This is a genomic window from Arthrobacter sp. 18067 (assembly GCF_902706295.1).
In the GTDB taxonomy this organism is placed as follows: domain Bacteria; phylum Actinomycetota; class Actinomycetes; order Actinomycetales; family Micrococcaceae; genus Arthrobacter.
In genome coordinates, this window is the sequence record NZ_CACSJJ010000034.1 from 13,386 (window position 1) to 28,441 (window position 15,056).

13 protein-coding genes and 1 pseudogene are annotated in these 15,056 nt (G+C 63.4%); 7 read left to right on the top strand and 7 right to left on the bottom strand.

Annotated elements, in window-relative coordinates; translation table 11 throughout:
- Positions 1 to 16: 16 nt before the first annotated feature.
- Complete coding sequence (locus GVL04_RS24875; RefSeq protein ID WP_268825404.1) at positions 17 to 151, bottom strand: hypothetical protein; 135 nt, start codon at positions 149 to 151, stop codon at positions 17 to 19.
- 178 nt (positions 152 to 329) lie between these two features.
- Here GVL04_RS24875 and GVL04_RS23160 point away from each other — a divergent pair, with 178 nt between their 5' ends.
- Positions 330 to 824 carry an FBP domain-containing protein gene (locus tag GVL04_RS23160; protein ID WP_159708919.1) on the top strand — a complete coding sequence of 165 codons (495 nt, stop codon included), beginning with the start codon at positions 330 to 332 and terminating at the stop codon, positions 822 to 824.
- Between the two features lie 99 nt (positions 825 to 923).
- Here the strand turns inward: GVL04_RS23160 and GVL04_RS23165 are convergent, their stop codons facing one another.
- The 3 genes and pseudogenes from GVL04_RS23165 to GVL04_RS23175 all read right to left on the bottom strand — a co-directional run bounded on the left by GVL04_RS23165 (position 924) and on the right by GVL04_RS23175 (position 6,896).
- On the bottom strand, positions 924 to 4,397 hold the full coding sequence (locus GVL04_RS23165) for an ATP-binding protein (RefSeq protein ID WP_159708920.1): 3,474 nt from the start codon (positions 4,395 to 4,397) through the stop codon (positions 924 to 926).
- A 245-nt stretch (positions 4,398 to 4,642) separates the two neighbouring features.
- Positions 4,643 to 5,446: pseudogene (locus GVL04_RS23170) on the bottom strand (DUF4194 domain-containing protein); the annotation flags it as partial.
- Entirely contained in the window at positions 5,439 to 6,896 is a 1,458-nt protein-coding gene (locus tag GVL04_RS23175) for a DUF3375 family protein (RefSeq protein WP_159708922.1), read from the bottom strand. The gene GVL04_RS23175 and the pseudogene GVL04_RS23170, both read right to left, overlap by 8 nt.
- 246 nt (positions 6,897 to 7,142) lie before the next feature.
- On the opposite strand from GVL04_RS23175, the gene GVL04_RS23180 reads away from it, so the two are divergent.
- Together GVL04_RS23180 and GVL04_RS23185 are read left to right on the top strand one after the other, a co-directional pair.
- The gene (locus GVL04_RS23180) at positions 7,143 to 7,445 is read left to right on the top strand and encodes a hypothetical protein (RefSeq protein ID WP_159708924.1); all 303 of its coding nucleotides are present in this window, start codon (positions 7,143 to 7,145) and stop codon (positions 7,443 to 7,445) included.
- 62 nt (positions 7,446 to 7,507) lie between these two features.
- Complete coding sequence (locus tag GVL04_RS23185) at positions 7,508 to 9,472, top strand: acyl-CoA dehydrogenase family protein (RefSeq protein ID WP_159708926.1); 1,965 nt, start codon at positions 7,508 to 7,510, stop codon at positions 9,470 to 9,472.
- Between the two features lie 4 nt (positions 9,473 to 9,476).
- On the opposite strand, the gene GVL04_RS23190 is transcribed toward GVL04_RS23185, so the two are convergent.
- A complete protein-coding gene (locus GVL04_RS23190; protein WP_369122340.1) occupies positions 9,477 to 9,881 on the bottom strand; it encodes a YchJ family protein in 405 nt (134 codons plus the stop codon).
- 186 nt (positions 9,882 to 10,067) lie between these two features.
- Here GVL04_RS23190 and GVL04_RS23195 point away from each other — a divergent pair, with 186 nt between their 5' ends.
- On the top strand, positions 10,068 to 11,033 hold the full coding sequence (locus tag GVL04_RS23195) for a hypothetical protein (RefSeq protein WP_159708930.1): 966 nt from the start codon (positions 10,068 to 10,070) through the stop codon (positions 11,031 to 11,033).
- Here GVL04_RS23195 and GVL04_RS23200 read toward each other — a convergent pair.
- Positions 11,030 to 11,506 (bottom strand): hypothetical protein, encoded by a 477-nt coding sequence (locus GVL04_RS23200; RefSeq protein ID WP_159708932.1) that lies wholly within the window; start codon positions 11,504 to 11,506, stop codon positions 11,030 to 11,032. The two genes, GVL04_RS23195 and GVL04_RS23200, sit on opposite strands and share 4 nt — an antisense overlap.
- Positions 11,507 to 11,609: 103 nt before the next feature.
- Entirely contained in the window at positions 11,610 to 12,101 is a 492-nt protein-coding gene (locus tag GVL04_RS23205; protein ID WP_159708934.1) for a flavin reductase family protein, read from the bottom strand.
- Between the two features lie 274 nt (positions 12,102 to 12,375).
- Here GVL04_RS23205 and GVL04_RS23210 point away from each other — a divergent pair, with 274 nt between their 5' ends.
- The 3 genes from GVL04_RS23210 to GVL04_RS23220 all read left to right on the top strand — a co-directional run.
- Positions 12,376 to 13,410 (top strand): aldo/keto reductase, encoded by a 1,035-nt coding sequence (locus GVL04_RS23210; RefSeq protein ID WP_159708936.1) that lies wholly within the window; start codon positions 12,376 to 12,378, stop codon positions 13,408 to 13,410.
- 164 nt (positions 13,411 to 13,574) lie between these two features.
- Entirely contained in the window at positions 13,575 to 14,678 is a 1,104-nt protein-coding gene (locus GVL04_RS23215) for a sulfite oxidase (RefSeq protein WP_159708938.1), read from the top strand.
- 79 nt (positions 14,679 to 14,757) lie between these two features.
- A partial coding sequence (locus GVL04_RS23220) for an RNA-binding S4 domain-containing protein (RefSeq protein WP_159708940.1) occupies positions 14,758 to 15,056 on the top strand: 299 nt, incomplete at its 3' end.

The window sequence follows — 15,056 nt, forward strand, 5'->3', positions numbered from 1 at the left end:
TTCGGCCGACGCTCTCTCACCTGCCGGTGGACAGCATCCCCGCAATTTTGGGAAGATAGCGGCAGCGGACTACCGCTTCCAAGGAATACGACGAGGGGTTGAGCATGCGCGCTGTTTCAGTTGCCGCGGCCACGGTTGGCGAGGTGGCCATTTCGGCCTGCTTGGCGCTCCCCCACACGTCGGCATCTTTCTAGGCACTTCAGGCACCCTGATTCAAAGGGGCTTGTCGCTATGCCCTGCCGCTCGTCAGATGACCGACGCCTTCTGCCATTCCGCGCGCTCCTACTGTGGCCCCGCGGACGTCGACCATTTCCGAAAGAAGCTTTGCCATGCAGAAAATCACTGCCCAACAGATCCGTTCGTCCTTCGTCAACGCCAGCCGCTCCGAGGCCGCCAAGGTTAACCTTCCGCGCAACTTCGACACCCTCAACTGGGACAGCCTCGAATTCCTCGGTTGGCGCGACGAGAAGATGCCCCAGCGCGGCTACCTCGTGGTTCAACACCGGGGCAAGCTCACCGGAATCCTTCTCCGCGCTCCTGAGGGTGGTTCCGGGAAGAGGCGCGTAGTCCTCTGCGAACTGTGCCGCGACGTTTTCTCCAAGGACGACGTTTACCTATGGGTCGCCAAGAAAGCCGGGCAATCCGGCAAGGACGGGAACACCGTGGGAACACTGATCTGCGCCGATTTCGGCTGCAGCACCAACGTGCGCAAGGAACCGCCCGTCAACGAGATCAACCCGGACCCGACCGCCGTCGTGGTTCGACAGATCGGTGGGCTGGAGTCCAGAACTGGACAGTTCCTGGACCGCGTCCGGGCTAAGTAACTCCCGGCGACCCCAAGTAGGTAGCAGCAGGTGCCGTTTAAAACGGTCAGAACGGCATCATCTGCTACCTACTTGGGCTGGCGACGACGCGAAGCGCGCCTACCGCAGGACGATGTCCACCGGGTTCGCTTCGGACCGCCACGCGCCGGGCTCGCCCGGTCCGGCGATCACCGGTGCCGTGAGTACGCCCGAACGGTTGGTGCGCTTGTCCCGCAGGATTTCCGTGACGGATCCGAGGTGCCTGGACAAATCGATCACGTTTTCCGGAGCAGCCAGCAGGAGCTGGAAGCCGAACTCGTGAAGAGCCTTGATCCCGGCGCCGGCGAATTCCTCTGAAGCCAACACGAACGCTTCGTCCATCATCACGGTGCCGTACGTCGTGAAGCCCTGCTCGGCAATCCCCAACTGGTAGCTCAGGGCGGCGGCCATGATGAACGCCGTGAAACGCTGGCGCTCACCGCCGGACATCGATCCGGTGTCGGCATGCATGAAGACTTCGGTCTTCCTCTTTGCCGCTTTGCCGGCGCCTGTTTTGCCCGACTTCGAAGCAACCTCGCGGTGCTCCTTGCACTGGATGAACAGGTGCCCACGAACGTCCAGCACCTCGGCCCGCCAGCGACGATCCTCCGGGGTCTGGGAGCCAAGACGCTTGACCAGGGTTTCAAGCGACTTATAGCGCGCGGTGAGTTCGGCGTCGTCGTCGATTTCCGTGGGTGAAGCAGCAGTGCCGCGGGACGGACGCGTGTGCTTGGCCTTCAGGGCGTTCTGGATCGCATCCTTGAACTGCTTGGCGGTGGCCGGGAGCGTCTGCTTGATGTCCAATTCCAGGAAGCTGCCCTCGTGGAAATTCACCTCGGACAGGATCCCGTTGAGGGGCAGGATGCGGCTGGTGATGCTGCGCCGCTCCTCATCGAGCAAGTGCAAAAGCGTGCTGAAGGACTCGTGCGTGCGCTGGTTGAAGAACAGCCGGAACTCGGCCTCCTGCGCAGGCAGTCCGTCGCTGACGATTGCGTGGTACCGGGATTCGAAATCCCCCGCGGCGGCAATCGACGTGCCGTGGTCGGCGCTGATGGCGCTGCCCCAGTCGCGAACGAAGGCCTCGAACATGCGGGTCAACCGTTCGGCAGTAGCCTGGCCACGCGACTCCGCAGCATGCAGTTCGTCGAGCAGCTTGTTGCGGACACTGTTGGCGAGGTTGTCGAGTTCGTACAGCTCGGAGACCTCGCCAACGCCGGTGAAGTAGGGCTCCAGCGCCGCCACGGTGGAGCCCGACGGCGGTGCTTGCTCCAGTTTCAGCCTCGCGGCATCGAGCAGGCCGTCAGCCGTGGTCATCTTGTGGTCGAGCGCTTTGTATTCGCTCTGCAGCACGGCGGCCGTGCCTGTGGAGGACTGGTGCTTTTCGCGCACGGATTCGATGTTGGCACGCAACGGCTCAAGGTCCGCCTGTGCGGCCAAAGCGTCCGTAAGTCGCTGTTCGATCCGTGCCAGTTCGTCCGCGGCGACCGCTGCGGAAACTTGCTCCCATGGGCGCTCGTCCTCAGCGACGCGACGGAGCGCTTCGAGCTGCCGGGCCATGCCTTGGTGCGAATCCTCGCGACTCTGGGCAAGTTCCGCGGCCTTTGCAAGCTCGTTTTCCAGCTCGCCCACCCGGGCTGCCACAAGTTCCAGCTTGGAAGCGTTGTCGAAACCGAGGACGTAATCCTGGCGGCTCGTAAAACGGTCGTCCTTCTCCACGGTGTGCCGATTGCGCTTGACCACGCCGCCCAGGCTCAGGCCCTTGTCCATCCCGGCGAGCTCATCCGGGTCCTCGACGCACGGGTACGCGAAGTCAACGGCGATTCGCTCGCGGATCCACTCCCCGGCGTCTGCATTGGAACCGGAGGTGAGGATGCTCAACTTAGTCAAGAGGTCGCCGTCGGACACGTCCTCCACAGCCAGCGCGCCACCGGCGAGCGGCTTGGACACATCAACGGCGCGGAGGGCGCCACGGACGCTGTTGTCATTGAGGTAGCGCGTCACAGCGGCAAAGTGCTCGCCCGGAACCAGCAAGGTGGTGGCAAGGTTGCGGAGTGCGCGTTCGGCAGCCGGACGCCACTGGTCGTGCCCCTCGGCGAGGTCTATGAGCTCGCCGCCAAAGGGCATCCTCTCTTCCGGAACGCCGGTGGCCGCCGCGATGGCGGCCCGGTTTTCAATGCTCGACGGCGGCAACAGGGACTTGCGCGACCGCAAAGACAGCAACTCCTGCTGGGCCGCTGCGAGTTCACGCTTCTTGGTCGCGTGGCCGTCGAACGCCTCGAAACGAAGCTCCTTCAGGGCCTCCGAATCGTCCTTCAGCTCGGCCGATCGGGCCGCCGCCTGCTCATGCGCCTGGTCCCACCCTTCGGCGGACCACTCGAGGTTCAGCCCGGCATCGGCCAGCGCCTTCCTCGCCGAATCCTCCACCTGCTGGCGCAGCTTCAGGCCAACTTTGGCGTTCTCCAACGACTGCTCAATCGCCGAAATGGCGTTGCCGCCGCGGTTGTTGTAATCCAGTTCAAGGTCGCGGAGGTCCTTGGCCAAGGCGTCCCGTACCGTGCGCTCAGCGGCGAGTTCCTGGGCCTTGGACTGGGCCAACTCCTTGAACCGCGCCAGCGTCTTGGCATGGACCGTGACCGCGAGCTGCTGCTTGTATGCCTCGAACTCCTCGCCGGCCAACTCGCGGAGGCGGTTCGCGTCCAGCAATGCCTGCGCATACTCCTTGTTCAACCCGGGAACCGGAGCCAATTGGTCGCGCTGCTGCCGCACGTCCTCAAGCCGTTGACGAATCGACATCAGGTTGCTGAACTCTTCCACCACATCATCAGCGGCAGCCAGCGTGGCCGGAGCATCAAGCACCTGGTCGCGGAAGAACGTGTTCACGCTGCCGCCCAGGCCTTTACCGGCCTGGATCACGCGAAGCAGCGGCAGCGCCTGGTCGGAATTGATCCCCAGCAGCCGGCGGAAGCGCTCGGCAAACGCCTTGTGGACGTCGAAAACCTGACCATCCGGGAAGATCGACTCCAGCGCGCCCTTGGTAAACCGCTTCTGCGCGATCCCCTCAATGGCCTCAAGATCCAACGGTTTGCTGTCGATCACATAGAAACGCCCGACGCTCGACTCCGTGCCGTTCTTCGGCAAATCGAACAGTGCCGACACCGTCACCTTCGTGCCGGCAGCGTTATCAAACGTCAGCGCGACGGCGGACCAGGTGGCACCCGGGCGCTGGAAGGCACTCGCCGAGCTATCGCCTACCGCCTTATCACCCACCTTGCCGCGCATGTAAGTGAACGTGGTCCTCTTGTCCTCCACAGCGCCCCCGGAACGCTGGGCAGCAGCCTCGTTCGAGCGCGGACGGGCATCGAAAACACGGAGCATCGCATCAAAGAGGGTGGACTTGCCGACGCCTGAGTTGCCCGTCAGCAGAGTGCCCTTGCGGTCCACGTGCATGGTGTGGGCTCCGTGGAAGGTGCCCCAGTTGACCACCTGAACGAGTGCCAAACGCATCTGGCCCGGGTTGGTGAGCTCGCCGAGCGGGAGCATGCTTGCGATGGTCACTTCTGTGTCCCTTCAGCGTTGTTTGCATCCGCAGCGGTACCGGGGACATGCTCTGCATGCTCGGTCGTGCCTCCCTTAGACGCATGCTGCCGCATGTCTCCGGCATCGCCGCTGGTGCCGTTCCCGACGTCATCGGCAGCATTGGTCTCTTGCGAAGAATCCACGACGTCGGTGCTCATCTCAGCGGACCCGTCACCTTCAGGGTCCTCGTCCAGGTCGTCACCTGAGGCCGTGGGTTGGTTGGAATCGGAGTCGAGGTCCAGGAGGGGTTCTGTTCCTGATTCGTCGGCGGCTACTGCTATCAGGGCCTCTATTTGGGCTGGGATGTCACCGATGTTTTCGAAGGGCAGGGCCAGTGGGAGGGCGTTGCTGATGGTGTAGCTGTCATCCAGCGGGGTGGGGAGGAGGAGTTGGCGGGCAAGGAGCTTGGTGATGGTGCGGGTGACCACGTCGGAGTCGCGCAGTGCATCCTGTTGGCCGGCCGGAGTGTAGTTCGCCACCAGGTCCGAGATTTCCTCGCGGGTGATCGTCGGGTCCGTTTGGGCTGTGACGTGGCGGTCCAGCAGCAGGCGCAGGCGGAGCAGGACGATCGTTTCAACGCGGCTCAGGGCACGCTGCTGCCGGAGGATGCTGGACCGGGAGCTTGCGCCGATGATTTCGGGATCGACGGGGCGGAGGACTGCGATCTTGCGGTCGTGGTCGAGCTGGAGGGTGAGGAACAGCTCAGAGAGTCGGCTGCGGAGGATCAGCTGGTTGTCCAGGAGCGTGGTCCACAGTTTCTCGTCCCGGCCACCGTCAATGTACGGGCCTTTCAGGAGCTTCACCAGTGCATGCCGCACCTTCATGGGGAGCACGCCGGTGTCACCGGGGAACAGTGCAGCGCCGTCCACGAAGGAGTCCCGCGGCGTGACCCGGAAGGGATCCGCGTGAGTGATTTCAGCAGCGGGCTCTGCCACCGGTTCAGCGGGCTCAGCCGCGGCGGTCTCAGCCACCTCTTCGGTGACCTCATCCGCTTCGGCGACGTCCGTCGTCGTGATTTCCTCAGTCATCAGAATCCTCATTCAGCGAGACGACAGGCAGGTACGCCGTGCGGATGCTGCCGTCGATTTGTTCGAAGTCGATGTGTTCCCAGGCGGCCCGGTCGAAGGCAGCGCCGCCCTGCAGTGCCATGGACAGCAAGGTGCGCACGGTGTTGATATGCCGTTCCTCGGCGGGCAGGTTGTCCCATGCCGCGCCCAAGGTGCCTGCGCCGGCCATGGCAGCCCGCACAACAGCGGGTTTGGCTTTGCCGGTGCGGGCGGAGCGCACCCGGTCGGAGTCGCTGAACGCGATAGGGTCCGCGAGGCGCGGAGGTGTGGCGAATTCGTCGGGATCGAAGAGTTTGACCATGGCCAATGACTCGAACCCGGCGTTGAACAGGACGGGACCGCGGACCAGTCCGGGACGGTCGCGTTCGTACGGCAAAGAGCGGATCGCCTGCTCGGCCTCGGCCAGCACCTTGCGGAGGCTGACGGACTGCCGGACGTCGTCGCTCTGGATGTAGGTGTTCAGGCTCTCGGAGAGCTTCCCGTAAATACGCTGGATCTGGCTGTGCTGTGTGCGCAGTTCGGCCACCAGGTTTTTCAGCGTCTCGCGGTCCTCGTGGGTGAGGTCATCCGCGAATTGCCGGCTCAGGACTTCACCGATCGCCGAGCGGAAGCGCAACTGCTGCTGCGGATCCTCCAGGAACGCAGTGAAGGAGCGGAAGGTTCGTCCTTCGGGGCTTTGGCGCAGCCGCTTGTCGGCCTCCAGGACCTGGGCCATGGTGGCGCCCTTGCTCAGGGACTCCTCGATGATCTGGTTGCGGAGCTCGCCCACCAGTTCCTCGATACGGTCACGCATCTTTTTGTAGTCCGCGGGCAGGCTGGCGGCAAGATCCAGGATGTTACCGGCCGCTTCAACAGCTTCCTCGTCGTCCAGGAGACCGTCGAACTCGCCGGAGCTGATGTCCTCCACCAACTGCTGGCGTTCGTGGATTTCCTCTTCGAGGGCCTCCAGTCGCGCACTCTGGTCCGGGTTGGTCTCGTTGGCGAGCTTCTCCACATCGCCCAGAAGTGTGCCGAGCCGCGACCCATTGAGCGTGGAGCGTTCGCTGGACAGGCTGTCCAGGAATGCGAGCACGCGCGCTGCCGGTTCTGTGACTTCGTAGACGATTTGGCCGGACTGGTTGCGACGGGTCAGGAACTGCTTGCGCGTCCATTCATCGCCGAACAGCTTGCCGTTTTGCTGGCCGCCCAGCGTGGGGTCCTGGCGGCGGAGCTGCTCAAGGAAGGCGTCGACGTCGGCATGGAACTCCTCAAGGGGAAGCTGGGGCCGGGTGCGGGTGAAGGATGCTTGAAGCACTGCGATTACCCACGGCGCCGAACGCGTCAGGGCCCATGCGGGGCCCTTGGTCAGTTGTTCGAGGTCACGAAGCCTGGCGCCAATGGCGTCGGCGGAGGACATGGCTGAACGGGACAACTACTCTCCTTCAGCTGCTGCGAACCTGGCTGGCAGCGGAAACTGCCCCGTACAAGGTTAACGCAGTGCGTCAGAACCTCCCCACCGCAACCATTTCGTAACCTACCGCACGGTATGGTTTCGATCCCATATCAACGGGGTCGCGACGCGTTTTCACTCTGGTCGGAAGGCGACCCCACCCCTAGTGTCAGATCATCGACGCAGCCACGCCGCGCCGACCCACGCACCGTCGCTCCGGGGGGAACCATGGATTTCGATTTCACTGCGCTGGAAACAGGCACATACGTAGTTATTGGAACGCTGGTCTTCGCTGCACTTTTGGTGGCATTCATCGCAGCAGCAGCAATGGCAACAATCATTCTTATTGGAGCCATGGGCATGGCTTGGTACGCCGCAAAGGGCGTCCTCGGCGGCCTTGTCCATGGCATTAATTTTGCGTGGGAACGCCTGGTTCACCACGCAGGACAAGTGGAAATTCCGGCCGAATTCCAGCCGCAGGTTTCCACTGGCACGGGTAGCTACCCGCGGGTAGCATTGAGGGACAGCTGAAGGGTTCCCACCCGAGGCGGACCCTGGCTCCATCCGGCACAACCGGCTAGAGGAGTTACCCCATGACGTCCGCCACTGACAACAGTCTCGCCGCAGCAAGCGTCAACGCCACCGCAGAGGAAGCCCGCGCCGTCGCAGAAGCCGCGCGCGAAACCGAATGGAACCGGCCCAGTTTCGCCAAGGGCCTCTACCTGGGCAGCTTCGACCTCAGCCTGATCCACCCATGGCCACAAGCACGGGCGGACGATGTGGAGCGGGGCGAGGAGTTCATGGCCCGGCTGCTCCCGTATGCCAAGACCATGTCCGGCCGCACCATTGAAAAAGACGCCAGGATTCCGGACGAGTACCTCAAAGGGCTCGCGGACCTTGGCGTCTTCGGCATGAAGATCCCGCGCGAATACGGCGGGCTGGGCTTGTCCCTGGTCTATTACGGCCGTGCGCTTGCCCTGCTGGGGTCGGTGCACCCAAGCCTCGGCGCCCTCATCTCCGCACACCAGTCCATCGGCGTCCCGGAGCCCGTTAAGGAATTCGGCACGCCCGAACAGAAACAGGAATACCTGCCGCGTTGCGCCGCCGGCGCCATCACCGCCTTCCTCCTGACAGAGCCCGACGTCGGCAGCGACCCAGCGCGGATGGGCGCCACTGCCGTCTTGTCCGACGACGGCGGCTCGTACCTTTTGGACGGCGTGAAACTTTGGACCACCAACGGTGTGATCGCCGAACTCGTGGTGGTGATGGCCCGGGTTCCTTCACATACCGATCCCGACGGGACCGAGCACAAGGGCGGGATCTCCGCGTTCGTGGTGGAGATGGACTCCCCCGGTATCACCGTCGAGAACCGCAACGCCTTCATGGGCCTTCGCGGGATCGAGAATGGCGTGACCCGCTTTCATCAGGTCCGGGTCCCTGCCGCCAACCGGCTCGGCCGCGAAGGCCAGGGACTCAAGATCGCCCTCACCACACTTAATACGGGCCGGCTTTCCATTCCCGGTCTCTGCGTTGCCGCTGGGAAGTGGAGCCTGAAGATTTCCCGCGAATGGTCCAACGCCCGGACCCAATGGGGTCGACCGGTCGGCAAGCACGAGGCCGTGGGAAAGAAGATCGCGTTCATCGCCGCCACCACTTTTGCGCTGGAGGCCGTGTTTGAACTGCCTGCAGAGATGGCCGACGCAGGCCAGAAGGACGTTCGCATCGAAGCTGCACTGGCCAAGTTGTGGTCTACGGAGTTGAGCTGCCGGATCGCCGATGAGCTTGTCCAGATCCGTGGAGGCCGTGGGTTCGAAACCGCAGAGTCCCTTGAAGCCCGCGGCGAACGTGCCGTCCCAGCTGAGCAACTGCTCCGGGACCTCCGTATCAACCGGATCTTTGAAGGTTCCAGCGAGATCATGAAACTCCTGATCGCCCGCGAAGCAGTGGACGCCCACCTGTCCGCTGCGGGCGACCTCGCCTCAGCGGATGCGAGCTTGCAAGACAAGGCGAGGGCCGCCGTCGGGGCCTCTGGCTTCTATGCCAAATGGCTGCCGAAGCTTGTGGCCGGAGCCGGGATGGATCCCCGGTCCTACGCGGAGTTCGGGCGTTTGGCCAAGCAGCTGCGGTTCGTTGAGAGGTCCTCGCGGCGGCTTGCCCGGCAGACTTTCTACGGCATGGGCAGGTGGCAGGCGAAGCTGGAATACAAGCAGGCGTTCCTGGGCAGGATCGTGGATATCGGCGCCGAGCTGTTCGCCATGGCGGCCTGCTGCTCGAGGGCCGAAATGCTGCTCCGCAAGCACCCGGAGCAGGGTGCTGCAGCCTTTGAGCTGGCCGAAGCATTCTGCGAGCAGGCGCGCGTGCGGGTGGACGAATACTTCGACCAACTGTGGAGAAACACGGACGACGTCGATCACGACCTTTCGCGCAAGGTCCTCACAGGCGACTACGCGTGGTTGGAGGCCGGGGTCCTGGATCAGTCCGAGGGAACCGGGCCGTGGATCGGCGATGCTGCCCCGGGCGCATCAACCAAGGAAAACCTGCACCGCAAGTATCGGTGACGCGCTAGCGAACGTCCCCGTCCACGTAAAACCAGCGTTTGCCCTCCCGCACAAAACGGCTGAGTTCGCGCTGGACGCCGCGTTCGCCGTCGAGCCTGTAGTGTGCGGCGAATTCCACGATGCCTGTCGTGTCCAAAGGTCCGCCGTTGCTTGTGGAAACAATGTCCAGTCTGCGCCACTCCATGCCCGGATCGAGTTCCATGGATTTCGGCCGGGTCGAGGCGTGCCATGTGCGCAGGAGGTAGTCGGGGTCCAGGACAACGAAGGCCGAATACCGGGAGCGCATCAGTTGCTCTGCAGTGGGTGCGTCGGCGTCGCCGCGGTGGAAGCGTGCGCAGCAATCGTCGTACTGCTCCCCGGAGAGGCAGGGGCACATGCCGTTGCGGAGTCGGGCAAGTTCAGGGGTCACGAGGTCCCAATCTGAGGCTGTAAATGAGAGCTGGGCAACATATTTTCCCACGGCATATAACAGCTTTGAAACAACCCCGCCAGAGTAGGGGGCGGGGCGTGATTCCGTCGGTGCTGGACCTTAGGCTAGATACGCAAGCTGGGTGGGCAATGCGCGCATCACAAAACGACAGCCAGGGGAGGCTACGTGGAGGATCCGACAACACTCGCCATCAACCTGACGTATTTGGGAACACTGGGGCTCGCCGTCCTGATGTTCCTGGGTCTCGGGTTGATCATCATCATCACTCTGGTGGTAGCCGGAGTTGGGCGGCTGCTGTCGATTGTTCTCCTGGCGATGGTGGGGATTTTCCCCAAGAAGGACACCACTCCCATCGTCCAGTTGCCCCCGCGTCCCGCTCGCGTTCCAGTCCCGGTAACGGGCGGCGTCGAGTCTGTCGATTCTCCGCTGGACGACCTCGCCTACCTCGAAACGGGATCCACCGCACAGGTGCAGGCTGCGGCAACTGTCGCACCGCCTTCAGCACCGGCCCGGGCCGCTGCCGTGCCAGCCACACCCACGGCAAAACCCGCTGCGCCCGCGGCAAAACCCGTCAAGGACCCGGCTCAAGAACCTGCCACAGCCGCCGCACCTGCGGCACCCAAGCGGGACCTCCTTGGAGATGTTCGACGGCGGCTCTCGGGTACGGCGGCCGCACTCAAGGAAGGCGCCTGGAAGTCCAAGGTTGACCCCCGAAACCTGCCCAAACCGGCAGAGGTCAAGTCAGTGGTTGGACACCAGACCGCGCATCATCCGATCGTTGTGGCAGCGACCAAGGAACCGCCCGTGCTCTCCAAGGACTGGGCTGACGCCGTTGCCAAGGCAGACGAGCGGGCAGCCGCCCGCGCAAAGTCCGAGCAGCCGCCCGCCATCAAGGTGACAGTCCGCGACCTTGACGAGCCCACCCCGTCCTCCAACGGCAAAACGCCCGGACCGAAACGGCCGGACGCCCCGGCCAAGAAGCCTGACGGCGATCCCGCCAAGCCGGCTGATGCCAAGAGCCCGGCCCAAGGCAACGACGCAAGGAAAGCGGGCCCGAACTCTTCCAAGAATGGGAAGTCTCCGAGCCCGATCCGTAAAGGGTCCCTCAGCAGCGCCAGCCGCAACTCCTAGGCGGGCTTCTGGGCGGTGCGTGGTCGGGCCTTCCCCTGGAGCGCCCACCTGTCAGCAACCCAAGCGCCCATCGCAGCGCCGAGGACGAGTCCGGGCAGCCACACAATCACATGACCTATCCACATCCCCGTCGTGAAAATGTTCACCATGATATCGGCGGCGTTTACTGGCCCACGGGGTGGATCGCCGTCGAGCATGAACACACCGTGGCGGTCCATCCAGACTGCTCCCTCAGCTGCGAGCACAGCCAACAGGGCAACAGTGCTGGACAAGAAGGCGAAGGATCCGGTCATGAGCCCAACGCGGAATGAGCCAGCCAGGAAGGCTGCTGTTACAGCGGCAAGGAAGATGATGACGGCCGGCACGGGAACAGTCACCAAGAGGACTCCGGGACCGCCGTCCGCCAGTTGAAACCGCGAGGTTATGAACACCATTGCTGCGACCAAAACGCCAGCTACCAGCGGCAAGGTCACGGCCAAATTCCAAGCGACAGGCCGACGTTTGCTCTCCATAAAACAACTCTAGGTACGGAGCCTCTGGGTGGCCAGAGGTTCCGCCGGGGCTTTGCGGGAACGGCTACGCGGCCAACTGTCGGAACGACGCGCCGTGGTAGATAAGCGGCTTGGATTCGAGGTTGATGGTGGTCGCTTTGACCTCCAAAACCACGATCGCGTGGTCCCCTGCTGGCGTCTCCGAGACAACTTCGCATTCAAAGCCCAGCACGGCGCCGTCGATCAGGACCGCGCCTGAATCACTGACGCTGGTATCCAATCCCGCGAACCGGTCCCTCGTTTTGGAGGCCAGCTGGAGTGCGGCTTCTTCCTGGCCCTCGGCGAGCACCGAGACACCCAATCGTTGGGCCTGGCGGAGCTTCGGCCAGGTGGTGGAGGAGTTCTGCACGGCGAACATCACCAACGGCGGTTCCAGCGAAACGCCCACTGTGAAGGACGATGCCACCAGGGCTTCCGGCGTGAAATCCACCATCGCGCTGAACGCTGCGACTCCGGACGGGAACTGCGCAAATGCAGCCTTGATGGCCGCCGTTTCTTCCACTGTGGTCTGTGTCATTCCGCTGTCCCCTTCGTGCGTTGCCTGAGTTCCTTTCCATAATTCACCTGCATTCGGGAACGGCAATATTTGTTGATCCGGAAGACATTTGTGTTGCCGCGTGTCAAGAAATGTCGCGAAGTAAGGCCTCTTCCATTACTTCGCAAGACGAAAAACGAAGAAGTTCTACCGCTTGCGTTCATGCCTCCGGCGGCCGTGTGTAGCCTCGATTGAACATCCACGGCCACCGACTCGGGCCTGGACCCCCAGCACTGTCCCACCACAGGAAGCCGACATGAGCCTCAACGAGCTACGAACGCTTGGACGCACTGGCGCCCTGATCAGCCCCCTCACGCTGGGCACCCTTAACTTCGGCACCGGCGCCGCACCCACGGGGCCCGCCGAGAGCATCCGCATCATCAAAGCAGCGCTCGACGCCGGTATCACCAGCGTGGACACCGCGGACATCTACTCCCAAGGCGAGGCCGAGACCGTGGTCGGCCAGGCTATCCACAGCCGGCGCGATGACGTTTTCCTCGCCACCAAGTTCCATGGCCAAATGGGTTCCAACCCGGCGCACGCCGGCAACTCCCGCCGGTGGATCGTCCGGGCTGTGGAGGACAGCTTGCGGCGCCTGAACACGGACCGGATCGACCTCTACCAGGCGCATCGTCCGGACTACAACACCGATCTTCTTGAGACCATCACTGCCCTGAACGATCTCATCCGGCAGGGCAAGATCCTGTACTACGGCACGTCAGTGTTCAGTCCCGCCCAACTTGTCGAGGCGCAGTGGATCGCCAATACCAACCACCTCACCCCGCCGGTTGTCGACCAGGTTCCTTATTCCCTTCTGGTGCGCGCCAACGAACGCGACGTTTTCCCCATCACCCAGCAGTACGGCGTCGGGGTTCTGAGTTATGGACCGCTCGACGGCGGGTGGCTGGCTGGCGGGTACCGCGTTGGCGTTGGCCAGCCTGAAAGCTCTCGATCGGCTGCCGTTCCGGGCCGTTTCGATGTCAACGCGCCCTTCAACCAGGGCAAACTGCACGCGGTCGACGCCTTGTCACAGCTGGCGGCCCGCCACGGGTTGACCCTCATTCAGCTGGCTGTGGGCTTCGCCTTGAACCACCCGGCTGTGACCAGCGTGGTCATCGGGCCACGCACCGAAGACCACCTGACTGACTACCTGAAGGCCGCAGACGTAGTGCTGAGCGAGGCCATCCTCGACGAAATAGACGACATCGTGGCACCGGCCGTGAACTTCCTTGAGCGCGACGCCGGCACTGTGGCACCCCACCTTGAGTACCCGGAATTACGACGCCGGTAGACGCCTTCCGTTGTGAGGCCCGGTTTGCGCCTTGTGTGCTTCCGTTGGAGCGCAGAGCAGGCCTCACAACGTGCTATTGACGCAGGTTCGCCCGTGGCGTGATCCTTGTCCTAAGTGCTGCGGCACTCCGCAGCGTTTAGCTTCCAGTAGAACGCCGCCGTCCCATGTCCAAACACCATGTAAAGCAAAGAGCAGCGAAAGCCGCCACCCCCGGACAGCCGACCGAAGGTCCCCTGACCCACGAAGAACTGCAACTTTCCGGGCGGAACCATTCCATGCCGCTGGAAGCCTTGCACGACGACATCACTCCGGCCGGCCTTCATTACTTACTCATCCATTTCGACATTCCGCACGTTTCCGCTGAGACATGGAGGTTGCGGCTGGGCGGCGCTGTTGAACACGGTCTTGATCTGAGTCTCGAGGACATCAAGGCCAGACCCGCCGTCACCATGCCTGTGACCATGGAGTGCGCCGGCAACGGAAGGTCCCTTCTGGCACCGCGACCGCTCAGCCAGCCTTGGGTCCTGGGTGCGGTGGGCACGGCCGAGTGGACCGGAACTCCCTTGGCGCCCCTACTGGAGGAAGCTGGCTTGACGAGTGACGCCGTCGAACTTGTCTTTACCGGTGCCGACAACGGTATCCAAGGCGGCGTCGAAGAGCCGTACGCCCGCAGCCTGACCGTCGCTGAGGCAATGCATCCTGAAGTCATGCTGGTCTACGCCATGAACGGGAATCCCCTGCCGATCCAGCACGGATTTCCCCTTCGGCTGCTGGTGCCGGGTTGGTACGGCATGGCGAGCGTGAAGTGGCTGACGTCGATTGAAGCCGTAACGTCGCGGTTCATGGGGTTCCAACAGGCGGTCGCGTACCACTATCTTCAAGGTCCCGACGGGCCAGGCCTGCCCGTGACGCACATCCGTGTTCGCTCCCTGATGATTCCTCCCGGGATTCCTGATTTCTTCACCCGTCGCCGCATCGTTGAGGCCGGTCCCGTTATGCTGCACGGCCGCGCTTGGTCCGGTCACGGCGACGTGGAGCGCGTGGAAGTGGGGATCGACGGCGAATGGATGCCTGCACATGTGGATCCGCCGCTGGGTGATTTCGCGTGGCGGTCGTGGTCCATGGTGTGGGTCGCCGGTCCGGGCGAGCATGTGCTGCGCTGCCGGGCGATGGATACCTCGGGCGCACTGCAGCCCACCGACCAAGTGTGGAATTACCAAGGCATCGGGAACAACATGGCGCAGCGGGTTGAGGTGACGGTGCGGTAGGTGTGTTTTGGGTGATCTGCCGCGCTGCTTTCCGGCGTTCTCGCAGGTCTTGCGAGGCCCGGTTAGACTCTTCCCAATCATGAGTATCCCGTCTTCATCCCCAGCAAACGTCCGAGTCGACGCCTGGCTGTGGGCGATCCGCGCGTACAAGACCCGTTCCGCCGCCACGGCCGCCTGCCGCGCCGGGCACATCCGCGTCAACGGAAACCCGGTCAAGGCTTCGCAAAGCGTGATTATCGGCGACACCATCAGGGTCCGCGAGTCCGGCTGGGAACGGATCCTCGAAGTGCGGCGCCTCATCGCCAAGCGTGTGGGAGCCGAAGCCGCCTCCCACTGCTTCACCGACCACACTCCCCCGCGCCCCGTGGCCCCCAAACT

What these genes read in the sequence shown, in the direction of transcription:
- GVL04_RS24875 (WP_268825404.1), bottom strand. Translation starts at nt 151, where the DNA reads ATGGCCACCTCGCCAACCGTGGCCGCGGCAACTGAAACAGCGCGCATG.
- GVL04_RS23160 (WP_159708919.1), top strand. Translation starts at nt 330, where the DNA reads ATGCAGAAAATCACTGCCCAACAGATCCGTTCGTCCTTCGTCAACGCC.
- GVL04_RS23180 (WP_159708924.1), top strand. Translation starts at nt 7,143, where the DNA reads ATGGATTTCGATTTCACTGCGCTGGAAACAGGCACATACGTAGTTATT.
- GVL04_RS23185 (WP_159708926.1), top strand. Translation starts at nt 7,508, where the DNA reads ATGACGTCCGCCACTGACAACAGTCTCGCCGCAGCAAGCGTCAACGCC.
- GVL04_RS23205 (WP_159708934.1), bottom strand. Translation starts at nt 12,101, where the DNA reads ATGACACAGACCACAGTGGAAGAAACGGCGGCCATCAAGGCTGCATTT.
- GVL04_RS23210 (WP_159708936.1), top strand. Translation starts at nt 12,376, where the DNA reads ATGAGCCTCAACGAGCTACGAACGCTTGGACGCACTGGCGCCCTGATC.
- GVL04_RS23215 (WP_159708938.1), top strand. Translation starts at nt 13,575, where the DNA reads ATGTCCAAACACCATGTAAAGCAAAGAGCAGCGAAAGCCGCCACCCCC.